Origin of the sequence: Paraburkholderia aspalathi, from assembly GCF_905220735.1 — a bacterium.
GTDB classification, from domain to species: Bacteria; Pseudomonadota; Gammaproteobacteria; order Burkholderiales; family Burkholderiaceae; genus Paraburkholderia; species Paraburkholderia aspalathi.
Map to the genome: position 1 here is coordinate 53,396 of NZ_CAJNBA010000007.1, position 16,049 is coordinate 69,444.

Here is a 16,049-nt window from a genome sequence, read left to right on the forward strand (position 1 = left end):
AACGTTAGCGAATCGTCGATAAGCGCGCGTCAAACCTTCAGAATGCGCTCGCCGCGGCCGATGCCCGAACTGCCCGTACGGACGGTTTCGAGAATCGCAGTCGCGTCGATCCCTTCGATGAAGGCATCGAGCTTGTCGCTCGCGCCCGTCAGTTCGATCGTGTAGGTCTTCTCTGTGACGTCGATGATCCGGCCGCGGAAAATATCCGACATCCGTTTCATCTCCTCACGTTCCTTGCCGACCGCCCTCACCTTGATCAACATCAGCTCGCGTTCGATGTGGGCGCCCTCGGTAAGGTCGACCACTTTCACCACCTCGATCAGGCGGTTCAGATGCTTCGTGATCTGTTCGATCACGTCGTCCGAGCCAATGGAGACGATGGTCATGCGCGACAGCGAACGGTCTTCGGTCGGAGCCACCGTCAAGGTTTCAATGTTGTAGCCGCGTGCCGAGAACAGCCCCACCACGCGTGATAACGCGCCCGGTTCGTTTTCCAGCAGGACAGAAATAATGTGTCTCATGTTTCGCTTCTTCCAGATGTTTTGTCGATGTATGCGAGCGGTTTCGCGCCGCTTCGTCCGCCTTCGCCCTTTTTGAAGGCGCGCATGACGAAGCCAACGCTAAAAACCGTCGTTATAGATCTTCCGAACCCATGAGCATCTCAGTGATGCCCTTGCCGGCCTGGACCATCGGCCAGACGTTTTCGGTCGGATCGGTCTGGAAATCGAGAAACACCGTGCGATCTTTCAGGCGCAGCGCTTCCTTCAGCGCCGGCTCGACATCGGCCGTGCGTTCGATACGCATGCCGACGTGGCCGTACGCCTCGGCGAGCTTCACGAAATCCGGCAGCGCATCCATGTACGAATGCGAATAACGCTTGCTGTATTCGATCTGCTGCCACTGGCGCACCATGCCCAGATAGCGGTTGTTCAGCGAAATGATCTTGATGGGCGTCTCGTACTGCTTGCAGGTCGAGAGTTCCTGGATACACATCTGGATCGAGCCTTCGCCCGTGATACAGAGCACGTCGTCGTCCGGGTGCGCCATCTTCACGCCCATCGCCGCCGGCAGGCCGAAGCCCATCGTGCCGAGGCCACCGGAATTGATCCAGCGGCGCGGCTTGTTGAAGCGATAGAACTGCGCCGCCCACATCTGGTGCTGGCCGACGTCGGAACACACGAAGGCATTGCCGTCGGTCAGTTCCCACGCCTTTTCCACCACGTACTGCGGCTTGATGATGTCGCTCTTGCGATCGAACTTCAGGCAGTCTTTGGCGCGCCAGGCTTCGATGTCCTTCCACCAGTCGGCGAGCGCCGCGGTGTCAGGGCCATGCTCGGCCGTTTGCAACTGCTCGATCAGCTCCTTCAGCACTTCCTTCACGTCGCCGACGATCGGAATGTCGACCTTGACGCGCTTGGAGATGGAAGAAGGATCGATGTCGATATGGATGATCTTGCGCGGGCGCGATGCGAAGTGCGCCGGATCGCCGATCACACGGTCGTCGAAGCGCGCGCCGATCGCGATCAGCACGTCGCAGTGCTGCATCGCCATGTTGGCTTCGTACGTGCCGTGCATGCCGAGCATGCCGAGGAATTTCTTGTCGCTCGCTCGGTAGCCGCCCAGACCCATCAACGTATTGGTGATCGGATAACCGAGCAGATCGGCGAACTGGTTCAGCTCACGCGACGCATCCGCGAGAATGATGCCGCCACCGGTGTAGATATACGGACGCTTGGCCGACAGCAACAAGGCCACAGCCTTGCGAATCTGGCCGGAGTGACCTTTCGTGACCGGGTTGTACGAGCGCAGCGAAACGGTCTTGAGCGGTTCGTACTGGCACGGCATCTTCGACACGTCTTTCGGAATGTCGATCAGCACCGGGCCGGGACGGCCGGTACGGGCGATGTAGAAAGCTTTCTTGACGGTAGCCGCGAGGTCGCGCACGTCCTTCACGAGGAAGTTGTGCTTCACGCAAGGACGCGTGATGCCGACCGTATCGCACTCCTGGAACGCATCCTGACCGATCGCAGCAGTCGGCACCTGGCCGCTGATGATCACCATCGGGATCGAATCCATGTAGGCCGTGGCGATGCCGGTCACCGCATTGGTAACGCCGGGGCCGGAGGTCACGAGGCACACACCCACTTTGCCGGTGGAACGCGCATAGGCGTCGGCGGCGTGGACTGCGGCTTGTTCGTGGCGCACGAGGATGTGCTGGAATTTGTCCTGCTTGTACAGCTCGTCGTAAATGTAGAGTACCGAGCCGCCGGGATAGCCCCACACAAACTCGACGTCTTCGTCGGCCAAAGCGCGCATGAGCACGGTGGCGCCGATAGAGTCAGCTTCAGGATGGGGGGTCGTATCCGACGTGGAGAATTCCGCGCTGGGCATATTCATTTATTCACCTTTCGAATTTTCGGCAAAAAATTGATCGGGTGCTCTCTGCCGGGCTTGTGGCTCGGGTTCAAGCGGCGCGTCCAGTTGACAGGTGAGCTTCTTGGGCCACACCTCAATTGAGACAAGTCACTTATGTTGCGAACCAGCGAAGATATCTGCAGATGTTCGCGCGGTCAAGCAAATATTGCCCTGGCGGCCTGCCGCTGAATCCCACAATGGGTCAAAAACGACCGAGACCGTGTTATAGAGATGCAAGGTAGGACGGGTTTCGCCCCAGCGGAGCGAAAGTTTGTTAGCATCCGCGAGTTTTACGACATTTTTCGACCGATTACGCGCACGCACGCTGCGCCGACCCCCAAACGGATGGCATCAGACAAGGAACTCGCCGATTTTCTGGCGGGCGTCGAAAGGCGCGCATTCAAGCAGACGGTCTACGCCGTGCGGGACGACGACGCCTCGCTCGATATCGTGCAGGACGCGATGATCAAGCTCGCCGAAAAATACGGCGACCGTCCGGCCGCCGAACTTCCGCTCCTGTTTCAGCGTATTCTCCAGAATGCGATGCACGACTATTTCCGTCGTGCCAAAGTGCGCAATACTTGGGTTAGCCTGTTCTCCTCGCTCGGCAACGCCGACGACGACGAATTCGACCCACTCGAAACATTCGAGGCGCAGCAAGGTTCAGCGGGCTCAGAAAGCAACGAACAGAAACTCGAACGCGAACAAGTCTTACAGTTAATCGACGACGAGATCCAAAAGTTACCGGCACGTCAACGGGAGGCGTTTCTCATGCGTTATTGGGAAGATATGGATGTCGCCGAGACTGCCGCCGCGATGGGCTGCTCCGAAGGCAGTGTGAAAACACACTGCTCGCGGGCCACCCACACGCTGGCGCAAGCGCTCAAGGCTAAAGGAATCACGCTATGAGCTCCCTAGAAACCAAAGAACTCGAGTTCGCCCGCCAGGTGCGCCGCGCGCTCGACGAAACCGCCGCCAGTATTCCGCCCGCCACCGTCGACCGGCTCGCTGTGGCGCGCCGTGCCGCGCTCGCTCGCAAGAAGCCCGAGTCCGTGAGCGCGCCGGTGTTCGTACCCGCCTTCGCCGGTGCCGGCATGCCCTCCGGGATGCCGCAGGTCGAGATGCCGCAGCGCCGCCGCTCGCCGCTGCGCCGCTTTGCGCTCGCGTGGCCGCTCGTCGCGCTGGTCGTCAGCCTCGTGGGCATCGCCTACTGGGAAGACCAGCAACGCACCGCCGAACTCGCCGATATCGATGCAGCCATGCTAAGCGACGACTTGCCGCTCAATGCCTATCTCGATCACGGTTTCAACGCGTACCTATCACGCGCCCACTGAGCGGGAGATTCTTCGGGTGAGTTACAAGCGCGGCTTGGCCGTTGTTTTCGGATGCGCGATCGCGGCCCTCGTGTCGTTTGCCGCGACGTATCCGCGCTTTTATCCGAGCCCGTCGACCGCCAGTGCGCCTGCCGCGGGCGGCAACGCAACCGCCAAGGCGCCCGCGCCAACGCTCGCCGTCGAACTGCCGGGCCTGTCCGGCAACAATAGCCCGTTGGCATGGTCGCGCCTGAGCTCGGCCGAGCACCTTGCGCTCGCGCCGTTCGCGGGCGTATGGGATTCCTTCAGCGACGAACGCAAGCGAAAATGGATCAAGATCGCCGCGCGTTATCCGAAGTTATCGCCTGATGCGCAAAAACGCCTGCATGACCGAATGGCTGAATGGGTGCGCATGACACCCGATCAGCGGCGCGTTGCCCGCGAAAACTACCAGGTGTCGAAGGAGTTGCCGCGCGAAACCCGCCAGAACGCGTGGAAGACTTATCAGCAATTGCCGGAAGAGCAGAAGGAGCGGCTCGCCGCGAGTGAGCGTAAGCGGCGCCCGAGCGTCGTGAGCGCACCGCCGTCCGGCAAGACCGAGATCAAGGGCCTCGACCGTCTGGTCAATGCCCGCGAGCACGGCGCGAGCGGTGCCGCAGCGGCGAGTGCTGCGGCGGCAGCTGCATTGCCGAGCCCGGCCGTCACGCCGGCGATTCCCGCTGCGGGCAGCTTCGTGCCCGCCACGCCGCTGCCGGTTTCGCCGGCCGAGGCGCCGTCGATCTTCAACGGCTCCTGATCCGCGCCCCACTGTGTCCCAGCCGCTCGCCACCTCGACACTGCCCGCCGAATCATCCGGCACCGCGCCCACCGTTCGCCGGCGCCTCGCCGCGCTGCTCTACGAAGCGGTGATCCTGTTCGGCGTCGTGTTCATCGCCGGCTATCTGTTCAGCACGTTGACGCAGCAGCGCAACGGTCTCACCCATCACAACCTGCTCGCCGCGTGGATCGGCCTCGTGGTCGGTCTGTATTTCGTCTGGTTCTGGACCCACAGCGGCCAGACGCTGCCGATGAAAACCTGGCGCCTGCGCGTCGTCGCCGCTAACGGCGCGCCGCTGTCCACAGGCCGGGCGATCGTTCGTTACGTGCTGGCGTGGCTGTGGTTTTTGCCGCCGCTCGCGCTGCATCCGTTGCTGGGCCTCTCTGTACCACAGACGCTGGTGATCGCCGCGATCTGGTTCGTGCTGTGGGCCGCCACCGGCCGTTTCGATTCGCAACGTCAATTCCTGCACGACCGCCTCGCCGGTACACGCGTGATCAGCGTCGAGCGATGACCCTCCCTCTCCCGCCACAGTAATAAGAACTTCTCGTGACTGTCACGGCACGGTCACGCGCGACTGGCGCAATACGGGCACCGCAACTCGACGCGTGAGCCATGGACCCCAAAACGTCCGCGACTTCCCTGTTCCGCCAGACCGGCCCGAGCGTCGACCCTGTCGCGTTCCGCCCGGAACCCAACCCTAGCCACGGCTTGCCGTTGCCTGTGCCGTCACTGCCGCTCGACGCGCAAGCCAGCCATCACGACGACGACCACGCCGAACCACACCGCTATCGCACCATCTGGCTGTCCGACATCCACCTCGGCTCGAGCGGTTGCCAGGCGCCGTATCTGCTCGACTTCTTGCGCCACAACGAGTCGGAATACCTGTACCTCGTGGGCGACATCATCGACGGCTGGCAGTTGAAAAAAGGCTGGTACTGGCCACAGGCGCACAACGACGTCGTGCAGAAGGTGCTGCGCAAAGCACGCAAAGGCACCCAGGTCATCTACGTGCCAGGCAATCACGACGAAGCCGCGCGCCAGTTCTGCGACCTCGCGTTCGGCGACATCCACGTGCGCGGCGAAGCGTTCCACACGACGCTCGCCGGCAAGCGCCTGTGGATCGTGCACGGCGATCTGTTCGACGGCGTGATCCAGCATGCTAAGTGGCTCGCCTATCTCGGCGACACGCTCTACACGATGATCCTGATCCTGAACCGCTGGTTCAACCGGATCCGCAGCCGGCTCGGCTTTCCGTACTGGTCGCTGTCGCAATACCTGAAGCATCAGGTGAAGAACGCGGTGAATTTCATTTCGTCGTTCGAGCGGGTGATGACCGACGAAGCACGCCGCCGCGGTTGCGACGGCGTGGTCTGCGGGCACATTCACAAAGCCGAAATCCGTGACATCGACGGTGTGCTGTATTGCAACGACGGCGATTGGGTCGAAAGCCTGTCGGCACTCGTCGAGACGTATGAAGGCGAACTCAAGGTGATCTACTGGACCGTGATGCGCGCACCGGAAGTCGGCGTGCAAAAGGCCCGGGCGACCGCGTAGTCCCTCTCCACTTCTATTGGGCCTAAACCGATGAAGATCATGATCGTCACCGATGCATGGGAACCGCAGGTCAATGGCGTCGTGCGCACGCTGAAGAACACCACGCGCGAACTCACCGCGCTCGGCCACCAGGTCGATCTGCTGACGCCGCTCGAATTCAAGACGATTCCGTGCCCGACCTATCCGGAGATTCGCCTGTCGCTGCTGCCGCGTCGCAAGCTCCATCAGCGCATTGACGAATTCGCGCCCGACGCGCTGCACATCGCCACCGAAGGCCCGCTCGGCATGGCCGCACGCTCCTACGCGATCAAGCACAAGCTGCCGTTCACAACCGCTTATCACACGCGCTTTCCCGAATACGTGCAGGCGCGCTTCGGCATTCCGATCGCGGCCACCTACAAGTTTCTGCACTGGTTCCACAAGGCGTCGCTGGCGGTAATGGCGCCCACGCCCGTGGTCAAGGCCGACCTCGAAAAATTCGGTTTCACCAATGTGGTGTTGTGGACTCGCGGCGTCGACCTCGACATCTTTCACCAGATGGACTCGAAGGTGCTCAACACCGCGCGGCCGATCTTTCTGTACGTGGGACGTGTAGCAGTCGAGAAGAACGTCGAGGCGTTTCTCAAGCTCGATCTGCCCGGCTCGAAGTGGGTGGCCGGCGAAGGCCCGGCGCTCGCCGAACTGAAATCGCGCTATCCGCAAGCGAATTACCTGGGCGTGCTGACGCAAGCCGAACTGGCCAAGGTCTACGCGGCCGCCGACGTATTCGTGTTCCCGAGCCGCACCGATACCTTCGGGCTCGTGCTGCTCGAAGCACTGGCCTGCGGCACGCCGGTCGCGGCGTATCCGGTAACCGGCCCGATCGACGTGCTCGGCGACGGCGGCGCGGGCGCCATGCATGAGGACTTGCGCGAGGCTTGCCTCGAAGCGCTGAAGATCGAGCGCAGCCATGCGCGCGCCTGGGCCGAACGCTTCTCGTGGGCAGCCGCGTCGGAGCAGTTCGCGGCACATTTGAAGCCGCTGCCGCGCACGTCGTATAGCGAGGAAAGCGCCGCCGCGTGAAGCGACGCGCCGAGCCGTTTATGCGAACCCGAAACTCCACCGCCGCACGCGCGTCGAAAGGCGCGCTGCGCGCTGTCGACACCGAGGCCGCCGGCATCGAGCCGTTCGACGACGTGAGCGAGCACGGCACGCCGAATCATGTCGATCACGCGAATGGTTTTCACGGCATGAACGGTGCAAGCCGTGAGGGTCTCGCGAACCCCGAGAGCGAGCCGCACAACGAACCGCTCAGCCCCGACGATCCATTCGCACCGCTTCCCTTTAATCCATACAAGGGCAATCGCGGCGTGACCCGCGCGTGGCACGCGATGAAAAATTCGCTGGCCGGATTTCGCGTGGCGATCCGCGAGGAAAGCGCGTTTCGCCAGGAGCTCACGCTCGCCGCGATTCTGATTCCGTGCGGCGTGCTGGTGCCGGTCGATCCCGTGTCGCGTGTATTGCTGCTCGGCTCGGTGCTGCTGGTGCTGATCGTCGAATTGCTCAATTCGAGCGTCGAGGCGGCCATCGACCGGATTTCGCTCGAGCGCCACGAGTTGTCGCGTCGTGCCAAGGATCTCGGCAGCGCGGCGGTCATGGTCGCGCTCGGCATGTGTGTGATGACATGGGGACTGATCGTCGGGCCGCTTGTCGTTCATTGGGTCAAAGCGTGGCTCTAAGCGTGGCTGTGGAATTCACCCCGAAGCACCGCCTGATGCCCTTTCCCGGTGTCCCAAAGAATGAAAACCCTGAGTATCCGTTTGGTATAAGAACGGTCGGTTTATAATCGTCCGATAGTCTTCTCGGGAAACCGTTGAGACGCTCAATCAAAAATACCAACCACGTCCGGGTGGATCACGCTAAAGCGGCAAGCCGCCACGCGCCCAGCCCGGCGTAACCAGGGCCGGACGACATGGAAGCCAAACCTCCCCGCCGCACCCGCGAACGGATACTCGAACTATCGTTGAAGCTGTTCAACGAAATCGGCGAGCCGAACGTCACAACAACGACGATCGCCGAGGAAATGGAAATCAGTCCAGGCAATCTGTACTACCACTTCCGCAACAAAGACGACATCATCAACAGCATCTTCAGTCAGTTCGAGCAGGAGATCGAAAAGCGTCTGCGCTTTCCCGACGACCACCGCGCGACGATCGACGAGATGTGGTCGTACCTGCAGTACATGGTCGATTTCACGTGGCGCTATCGCTTCCTGTATCGCGACCTGAACGATCTGCTGGCGCGCAACCGCACGCTCGAGACGCACTTCAAGCAGATCATCAGCCACAAGGTGCGCTTTGCAAGCCAGTTCTGCGAGCAACTCGTGGCCGACGGCGAAATGGTCGCCACGCCCGAAGAACTGCACGTGATCGCCACCAACGTCGGCGTAATCGGCACGTACTGGCTGTCGTATCAGTTCGTGATGAACCCGCGCAAGTACAACGAGCAGGAAACGATTCGCGCGGAACTGCATCAGGTGAGCGTGCAGATCGTTTCGCTGATGGCGCCTTATCTGCGCGGCCGCTCGCGGCAGATTTTCGACGACCTCGTCTCGGGCAAGCTGCCCAAGCGCGAGTTCTACGACTACCTGCCGCCCAAGGAAGGCGCCGCGCCCCGCAACGAACCGAAGGACGTTTGAGTATGAAGTCGGTGTGTGTGTATTGCGGCTCCTCCGACGGAGCCAGACCCTTGTACGCCGAGGCCGCGCGCGCCTTCGGCCGTGCGCTGGTGCAGGCCGATCTCGCGCTGGTCTACGGCGGCGGCAAGGTCGGCCTGATGGGCGTGATCGCCGATACGGTGATGGCCGAAGGCGGTCGTGCAATCGGCGTGATTCCCGAGTTGCTGGTCAACAAGGAAGTCGGCCATAACGGGCTGACCGAGTTGCACGTGGTGCCCGACATGCATCATCGCAAGAAGATGATGGCCGACCTGTCCGACGCGTTCGTCGCGATGCCGGGCGGCGTGGGTACGCTCGAAGAGCTCTTCGAGGTCTATACGTGGGCGCAGCTCGGCTATCACCAGAAGCCGGTGGCAGTGCTGAACATCGACGGCTTCTACGATCCGCTGATCGCGCTCCTCAAGCACACGGTAGACGAAGGCTTCATGCGGCAGACCTATTTCGACATCCTGCAAAGGGAGTCCGATCCGGTCGCGCTGATCGACAAGCTGCAACGCTACAAGCCGCCCGTCAGCGACAAATGGGCTGTCAAACGCGACGCTGTTTGATCGTGGTTTGATTGCCGCCTCCCGCGCTTTTTCGACCGCCTGGGCGATCGCTTGAGCAACCGCCCGAACGAACACCCGCCGCACGCTCCCGCGGCTTCCACCCGAACGATGAGCTTGCAATGACGAAAACCGTTCTGATCACCGGGGGCAGCCGCGGCATTGGCCGCGCGACCGCCCGTTTGCTGGGCGCGCGCGGCTGGTCGGTCGGCGTGAATTACGCGCGGAACCTCGCGGCCGCGGAGGACACCGTTGCCGAAGTGGAACGCGCCGGCGGCCAGGCATTGCCGATTGTCGGCGACGTCGCCAGTGAAGCCGATGTGATCGCGATGTTCGACACGCTCCAGCAAAAGTTCGGCCGGCTCGATGCGCTCGTCAACAATGCCGGGATCGTCGCGCCTTCGAGCCAGCTCGCGGATATGGACCTCGCGCGCCTGAAGCGCATGTTCGACGTCAATGTGCTCGGCGCGTATCTCTGCGCACGCGAAGCCGCGCGCCGCATGTCGACCACGCGCGGCGGCGCGGGTGGCGTGATCGTGAACATCTCGTCAGCGGCCTCGCGTTTGGGTTCGCCGAACGAATACGTCGACTATGCCGGCTCGAAAGGCGCAGTCGACACCATGACGATCGGCCTCGCCAAGGAACTCGGTCCGCAGGGCGTGCGCGTGAACGCAGTGCGCCCTGGCCTGATCGATACCGAAATCCACGCCAGCGGCGGCAAGCCCGAGCGCGCCGCCCAACTCGGCGCGACCACGCCGCTAGGCCGCCCCGGCCACGCCGACGAAGTCGCCGAGTCGATCGTCTGGTTGCTAAGCGACGCTGCCTCGTACGTGACGGGCGCATTGCTCGACGTCGCCGGCGGACGCTGAATACCGCCCTTCTGTTCCCGCGGCCGGCGGCTTCGCACGGCCGCAATCCCCTTTCCCCACATTCCATTCCCGTCAATCTGACGAGGAATCGACTCAATTCGTTCGGCTGAACACCCTATTCCACACCTTTTCTGTAATCGGCCGTAATAAACTGGGACTACAATCGCAGCGTTCGTATGCACCCGCATGCGACGCATAGCCAAAGCATAAGTCCGCGGCCCAAGTCGCTGCGTACCGCGATCAGAGATTCCAATGTTCGAAAAACCATCCGCGCCCTGGCGCGCGGGGAAGGTCGCGATTGCGACGCCAGCGCCGGCCGGCCCTGCCGACGGCGCTCCGGAGACGCATCCCGGCTCGGCACACGCGACCGAAGCAGCAGCGCCCGCAAGGCCCGCCCCTGCCGGCCCCACGGATCCGGCCGCCCCGTCTCCCGCTTCGCGCGGCGCCCGGCGCTTGCGCGCGCTCACGGCGGCTCGTCCGTTGAAGTGGCTGGTCGCGCTGGCGATCCTGTGCGCATGGCTTCTGCCTGGCACCCTGGGCCACGAGCCCTGGAAGCAGGACGAGACCTACACGTTCGGGATCATTCAGCACATGCTCGACACCGGCGATCTGGTCGTGCCGACCAACGCCGGCCAGCCGTTCGTCGAAAAGCCGCCGATCTACGACTGGGTCGCCGCCGGCCTCGCGTGGATGTTCGGCCGCTACCTGCCCTTGCATGACGCCGCACGCCTCGCGAGCGCGCTCTTCGCCGGACTGACCGTCTACTACACGGCACGCGTCGCCCGGCGTGCGGTGGCTGCCTCGAGCTGGTTCGATATCCGCGTGATCGGCACGCTGGCCTTGTTCGCCAGCACGCTCGTCGTCATCAAACACGTGCACGACATGATGACCGACGTCGCGCTGATGGCCGGCGCCGCGATCGGCTTTTGCGGACTATTCGAACTCGTCCTCGTGCATCTGCGCGATGAAGCGCGCCTGCTACGGGGCGATGCACGCCGCCGGCGCCACGCGATTCTGAGCGGCGCGGCGATGTTCGGTGCGGGCGTGGGCGTGTCGTTGCTGGCCAAGGGCCTGTTCGTGCCGCTCGTGTTCGGCGCAACCACCGTCGCAGTACTGGTGCTGTATCCCGCCTGCCGCAAGCGCAGCTTTGCGGGCGCGCTCGGTATCGCCGCGCTGGTCTGCGCACCCCTCGCGCTGATCTGGCCGATCTGTTTCTATCTGCGCTCCGAAGCGCTCTTCAAGGTCTGGCTGTGGGACAACAACGTCGGCCGCTTCTTCGGTTTTTCGGTGGCGGAACTCGGCTCTGAAAACGAAAGCCGTTGGTTCGTGCTGCGCACCGTGCTGAGCGTCGGCTTTCCGGTCGTACCGCTTGCCTTGGCCGCGCTCGCCGGCGGCGGATGGCGCCGCTGGCGCGATCCGCGGGTCGCTCTGCCGGTGATTTTCGCGGGCACCGGTTTCGCCGTACTGCAAAGCTCGGCAACGGTGCGCGAACTGTACATCCTGCCGTTCATCGCCCCGCTCGCCCTGGTGGCGATGCAAGGCATCGAAAAGCTGCCGCGGCGTCTGCACGCAAGCTGGGACATGGCAAGCCGCGTGCTGTTCGGCAGCACGGCCGCGCTGGCGTGGATCATCTGGTCGATCATGAGCGATCCTGCCAACACGCATGCGTCGCTGCACCGGCTCGGCCGTTGGTTACCGCTCGACTGGGTGCTGCCCGTCAAGCCCGGGCTGATCGCAGCCGCGCTGCTGATGACGCTCGGCTGGCTGTGGCTCCTGCCGGTCTTCAAATACACCGGCAAATGGCGCGGTGTGTTGAGCTGGTGTGCAGGTGCGACTCTCGCGTGGGGCTTGGTGAGCACACTGCTGCTGCCGTGGCTCGACTACGGGAAGAGCTACCGCTCCGTGTTCGAAAACCTCGGCGCCAGAATGAATATCGAGTGGAACGATGGGGATTGCATGGCCAGTATGGACCTCGGCGAATCGGAAGCGCCGATGCTGTACTACTACACCGGCATCGAGCATCAACCGACCTCGAATCCCGCGGCGACCGAGTGTACGTGGCTGATCCAGCAGGGCCGCCGTGACAATCCGCGCGCGCCAGGTGGAGATTGGCGACTGTTCTGGTCGGGCGCGCGCCCAGGCGACACCGACGAGCTGTTGCGAGTATTCGTGCGAACGCCGGCAATACCCACGCGCGGCGAGTAGCACGTGGCAGCGCATGGCGCGCCCGAACTGCGCCTGCGCGTTGTCGTCACGCCTAGAACGACGAGCCGGGCTCTTTCAGGAAGGCCTTTTCTTCATCCGTCGACAGGCGCTCAAGTACCGCATTGCGATGGGGAAAGCGTCCGAAACGTTCGATGATTCTGGCGTGCCTGACCGCGGATGAATAGTAGGACGCACCGCCCGGCTCTGCCTTCAACTGTTTGAACAGGCGCAGCGATTCGTGCTGGCTGGCAAGCGTTTCGTCGTGTTCGAACGGCAGGTACGCGAACGCGCGGTGATGCACGGTCGGCAACAGGAGATCGGCGCCGCTTGCAATCATCTGTTGCGCGATGCGCAGCGCGTGATGATCGGCGGCGAAAGCGCGCGGTGTGTTGCGGTGGCAATTGCGCGAAAACTGATCCAGCACGATGACCAGCGCTAACGCGCCGAGCGGAGTCTCCGTCCAGCTGTCGAGGGACCCTGCGCGCGCCGCATCGATCAGTGCCCCGAAGCGTTCCAGCAGCATCGCGTCAAAGGCTGCGTCGCGGGAGAACCAGAGCTTGCGCGCCTCACCGAAGGTGGGCGTATTCGGAGCGCCGAACCAGCACTCCAGGACCGCCCGCGCCTCTGCTGCTTCCGGCTCCGCTACCCGCTCAACCATTGCGATTGCGCATCCAGTCCGCGGTCTCGAAGAACGACGCCAGCAAGCGCTCCCTCAACGACTCCGACAGCCCAACGTCTTCCATCGCCCACGCCATGCAGCGAAGCCACTGATCCCGCTCGCTGGACGCGATCGGAAACGGCATATGTCTGGCGCGCAGCCGCGGATGGCCGAAGCGGCTGATGTAATGATCGGGGCCGCCCATCCATCCGCACAGGAACCAGAAGAACTTGTCGCGCGAGCCATCGAGCGACTCGGGATGCAAGGCGCGAATCCCGGCGAATTCCGCTTCGAGATCCATCAAGTCATAAAACCGGTCGACCAGTTCGCGCACGCGCGCTTCACCGCCCACCAGTTCGAAGGCCGTCGGCTGTGCCGTGGACACTTCGTCGTTAAGATCGCTCATACCCAATCACGAAAACAGGAAAGAAAAATCACGCATCTCGCAGCGATTGCAACGCGGGCCGCGCCAGCACATGCCGCAAGCTGAGCCAGCCACCCACGCCCGCGCAGGCGATGCCGGCCGCGATACCCGCCGGCAACAACCACGGATCGAACGCCAGATAAAACTCGAACACGCGCGTCGCCAGTTGCCAGCCGATCACCTGCGCACCGAGCGCCGCCATCAAGCCGGCGAGCGCGCCAACCGCCACGAACTCGGCGACCTGCACCGCGCGCACCTGGCGATGCGAGGCCCCCAGCGCGCGCAGCAGCGCGGATTCTCGCATACGCTCGTCGCGGGTGCCGGCAAGCGCCGCGTAGAGCACCAGCACGCCGGCCGCGAGCGTGAACGCGAACAGGAACTGCACCGCGCCGATCACCTGCTGCAGGACACGCTGCACCTGCGCCAGAATCGGACCGGTGTCGATTGCCGTGAGGTTCGGATAGGCGGCGATCAACCCGTCTATGGTCGATTGCTTGTCGGGCGGTAAATGGAAACTCGTGATGAACGTCGCCGGGAAATCCTGCAAGGCGGCGGGCGGCATCAGCACGAAAAAGTTGACCTTGAACGAACCCCAGTCGAGCTTGCGCACACTCGTCACCGGCGCATCGATCTGCAGACCCGTCACGTCGAAGCGCAGTGTATCGCCGGGCTTCACGTTGATCAGCTTCGCGAGCCCCTGCTCGATCGAAATCTGCGGCGTCTTCGTGTCGCCATACCACGTGCCGGCAGAGAGACGGTTGTCGTCAGGCAGCTCGGTCGTGTACGACAAATTGAATTCGCGGTCGACGAGACGCCTCGCATCGTCGCCCTTGAACGAATCCGGATTGACTGGCTTGCCGTTGATCGCAATCAAGCGGCCGCGCACCATCGGCGCGAGCACCGTGCCGGGCACGCCGTGCGCGCCCAGATACTGCGTGACGGCGTCGCGCTGGTCGGGCTGGATATCGATGATGAATTCATTCGGCGCATCGGGCGGCGTCGATTTGCGCCAGCCGGCCACGAGGTCGTTACGCGTCATCGCAATCAGCAACAGGCACATCAGGCCGATGCCGAGCGCGGTGATCTGCAGCGCGCTCGCGCCACTGCGCCGTTCCAGCGACGCCAGCGCGTAACGCCAGCCGATGCCCGCATTCACGCGCTCGCTGCGCACCACACGCGACGCGCCCCACAGCGCCAGCCGCGCGATGCACGCGAATACCAGCAGTCCGCCGGCGAAGCCGCCCGCCACAATGCCACCAAGCTTCAACTCGCCCGCGGCAACGATCAGGAGTGCGGCGAACAGCACGATGCCGAGCGCGTAAGCGGCCCAGGCAGTGCGCCCCGCTTCGCCCCATTCGCGACGCAGCACGCGCACCGGCGGCACGCGCGTCAGCGGCAACAGCGGCGGCAACGCAAACCCGAGCAACAACACGAGACCGGCCGCGATACCTTCGAGCGCGGGCCATGCGGTTGGATACGGCAGCACGACGTCGATCAGACTGCCGAGCCACGTCAGCAACGCCATGTGGCCCAAGTAACCGAGCGCCACGCCGAGCGCGCCACCGATTAAACCCAGCCCTACGAATTCAAGCGTGAACAGCGTGCGCAGCGTCGCCTGACTGACACCCAGACAACGCATCGCCGCGCAGCCATCCAGATGCCGGCGCATATACCGATGCGCGGCCATGGCGATCGCCACCGCTGCGAGCAACGCGGTGAGCAGCGAGACCAGCGTGAGAAAGTGGCTCGCGCGGTCGAGCGTCTGACGCACTTGCGGCTGGCCGTCCTGCAACGACTCGAGCGCAACGCCGCGCATCTTGCCGCCGTCCACCTTGTCATGCGCGAATTGCGCGAAGCGCGCCACCGACGCATCCGAACCCGCCACCAGCAAGCGATAAGTCACGCGGCTGCCGAAGGTGATGAGGCCGGTCGACGGGACATCGTCGGCACGCAGCATCAAGCGCGGAGAAAAATTGACGAACGAGAAGCCGCGGTCGAGTTCGCGCGTAATCACTGCAGCGATCGCGAAGCTGCGGGACCCGACCTTCACGGTATCGCCGACGTGCAGCTTCAGCGCGTCGAGCAATGCCTGATCGACCCATACCGTGCCAGGAGCAGGAATCGATTGGGTGGGATGGTCCGCTGCGCCCGGCGCCGAAGCAATCCGCAACGCGCCGCGCAACGGATAACCCGGCGACACCGCCTTGATAGCGGCCAGCCGCGAGACCGGCTGCGCGCCGGTCGAATTGATCATGCTGGGAAAGATCGCCGTGCTGGCGGTATTCAGACCGAGCGCGCCGGCTTGCTGCGCGAACTGCGGATCGACCGGATGATCGGCGCGAACGATGAAATCAGCAGCGATCATGCGCCGCGCATCGCGCTCGAGCCCCTGATGCAAACGGTCAGCCAGAAAGCCGACACTCGACAGCGCCGCGACGGCCAGCACCAGCGCCAGCAGCAGCATCGTCAATTCGCCGGCGCGCCAGTCGCGTGCCGTCATGCGGATAGCCTGGCGCAACAGATCCATACT

Annotated in this window: 16 protein-coding genes; 11 read left to right on the forward strand and 5 right to left on the reverse strand. The window is 63.4% G+C overall.

Annotated elements, in window-relative coordinates:
* Positions 1 to 29: 29 nt before the first annotated feature.
* Together ilvN and KHO30_RS31205 are read right to left on the reverse strand one after the other, a co-directional pair.
* Entirely contained in the window at positions 30 to 521 is a 492-nt protein-coding gene (ilvN, locus tag KHO30_RS31200; protein ID WP_011487482.1) for an acetolactate synthase small subunit, read from the reverse strand.
* 112 nt (positions 522 to 633) lie between these two features.
* The gene (locus KHO30_RS31205) at positions 634 to 2,397 is read right to left on the reverse strand and encodes an acetolactate synthase 3 catalytic subunit (RefSeq protein WP_054034970.1); all 1,764 of its coding nucleotides are present in this window, start codon (positions 2,395 to 2,397) and stop codon (positions 634 to 636) included.
* 363 nt (positions 2,398 to 2,760) lie between these two features.
* Between KHO30_RS31205 and KHO30_RS31210 the strand changes: the two genes are divergently transcribed.
* The 11 genes from KHO30_RS31210 (at position 2,761) to KHO30_RS31260 (ending at position 12,437) form a co-directional block, all read left to right on the forward strand.
* On the forward strand, positions 2,761 to 3,324 hold the full coding sequence (locus tag KHO30_RS31210) for an RNA polymerase sigma factor (RefSeq protein ID WP_054034971.1): 564 nt from the start codon (positions 2,761 to 2,763) through the stop codon (positions 3,322 to 3,324).
* A complete protein-coding gene (locus KHO30_RS31215; protein ID WP_200620059.1) occupies positions 3,321 to 3,749 on the forward strand; it encodes a DUF3619 family protein in 429 nt (142 codons plus the stop codon). Before KHO30_RS31210 ends, KHO30_RS31215 begins: the two co-directional genes overlap by 4 nt.
* Before the next feature lie 16 nt (positions 3,750 to 3,765).
* Positions 3,766 to 4,524, forward strand: a complete 759-nt coding sequence (locus tag KHO30_RS31220; protein ID WP_211703243.1) for a DUF3106 domain-containing protein — start codon at positions 3,766 to 3,768, stop codon at positions 4,522 to 4,524.
* Positions 4,525 to 4,537: 13 nt separating this feature from the next.
* Complete coding sequence (locus tag KHO30_RS31225) at positions 4,538 to 5,059, forward strand: RDD family protein (protein WP_200620058.1); 522 nt, start codon at positions 4,538 to 4,540, stop codon at positions 5,057 to 5,059.
* Between the two features lie 101 nt (positions 5,060 to 5,160).
* Positions 5,161 to 6,102 carry a UDP-2,3-diacylglucosamine diphosphatase gene (locus KHO30_RS31230; RefSeq protein ID WP_054034975.1) on the forward strand — a complete coding sequence of 314 codons (942 nt, stop codon included), beginning with the start codon at positions 5,161 to 5,163 and terminating at the stop codon, positions 6,100 to 6,102.
* Positions 6,103 to 6,132: 30 nt separating this feature from the next.
* Positions 6,133 to 7,164 carry a glycosyltransferase family 4 protein gene (locus KHO30_RS31235; protein WP_175052848.1) on the forward strand — a complete coding sequence of 344 codons (1,032 nt, stop codon included), beginning with the start codon at positions 6,133 to 6,135 and terminating at the stop codon, positions 7,162 to 7,164.
* Between the two features lie 20 nt (positions 7,165 to 7,184).
* The gene (locus tag KHO30_RS31240) at positions 7,185 to 7,820 is read left to right on the forward strand and encodes a diacylglycerol kinase (protein ID WP_093639750.1); all 636 of its coding nucleotides are present in this window, start codon (positions 7,185 to 7,187) and stop codon (positions 7,818 to 7,820) included.
* 233 nt (positions 7,821 to 8,053) lie between these two features.
* Positions 8,054 to 8,779, forward strand: coding sequence for a TetR/AcrR family transcriptional regulator (locus KHO30_RS31245; RefSeq protein WP_054034977.1), 726 nt, complete (start codon positions 8,054 to 8,056; stop codon positions 8,777 to 8,779).
* A gap of 2 nt (positions 8,780 to 8,781) precedes the next feature.
* Positions 8,782 to 9,366, forward strand: coding sequence for an LOG family protein (locus KHO30_RS31250; RefSeq protein ID WP_093639586.1), 585 nt, complete (start codon positions 8,782 to 8,784; stop codon positions 9,364 to 9,366).
* Between the two features lie 119 nt (positions 9,367 to 9,485).
* Positions 9,486 to 10,232 (forward strand): SDR family oxidoreductase, encoded by a 747-nt coding sequence (locus KHO30_RS31255; protein ID WP_211703244.1) that lies wholly within the window; start codon positions 9,486 to 9,488, stop codon positions 10,230 to 10,232.
* 252 nt (positions 10,233 to 10,484) lie between these two features.
* Positions 10,485 to 12,437: an ArnT family glycosyltransferase gene (locus KHO30_RS31260; RefSeq protein WP_211703245.1), complete on the forward strand. Its 1,953-nt coding sequence runs from the start codon at positions 10,485 to 10,487 to the stop codon at positions 12,435 to 12,437.
* Positions 12,438 to 12,489: 52 nt separating this feature from the next.
* On the opposite strand, the gene KHO30_RS31265 is transcribed toward KHO30_RS31260, so the two are convergent.
* The 3 genes from KHO30_RS31265 to KHO30_RS31275 are packed head-to-tail and all read right to left on the reverse strand — an operon-like array spanning position 12,490 to position 16,046.
* On the reverse strand, positions 12,490 to 13,095 hold the full coding sequence (locus KHO30_RS31265) for a DUF924 family protein (protein WP_093639576.1): 606 nt from the start codon (positions 13,093 to 13,095) through the stop codon (positions 12,490 to 12,492).
* Positions 13,088 to 13,501, reverse strand: a complete 414-nt coding sequence (locus tag KHO30_RS31270) for a group II truncated hemoglobin (RefSeq protein WP_211703246.1) — start codon at positions 13,499 to 13,501, stop codon at positions 13,088 to 13,090. Before KHO30_RS31270 ends, KHO30_RS31265 begins: the two co-directional genes overlap by 8 nt.
* 28 nt (positions 13,502 to 13,529) lie before the next feature.
* The gene (locus KHO30_RS31275) at positions 13,530 to 16,046 is read right to left on the reverse strand and encodes an ABC transporter permease (protein ID WP_244864188.1); all 2,517 of its coding nucleotides are present in this window, start codon (positions 16,044 to 16,046) and stop codon (positions 13,530 to 13,532) included.
* Between the last annotated feature and the right edge of the window lie 3 nt (positions 16,047 to 16,049).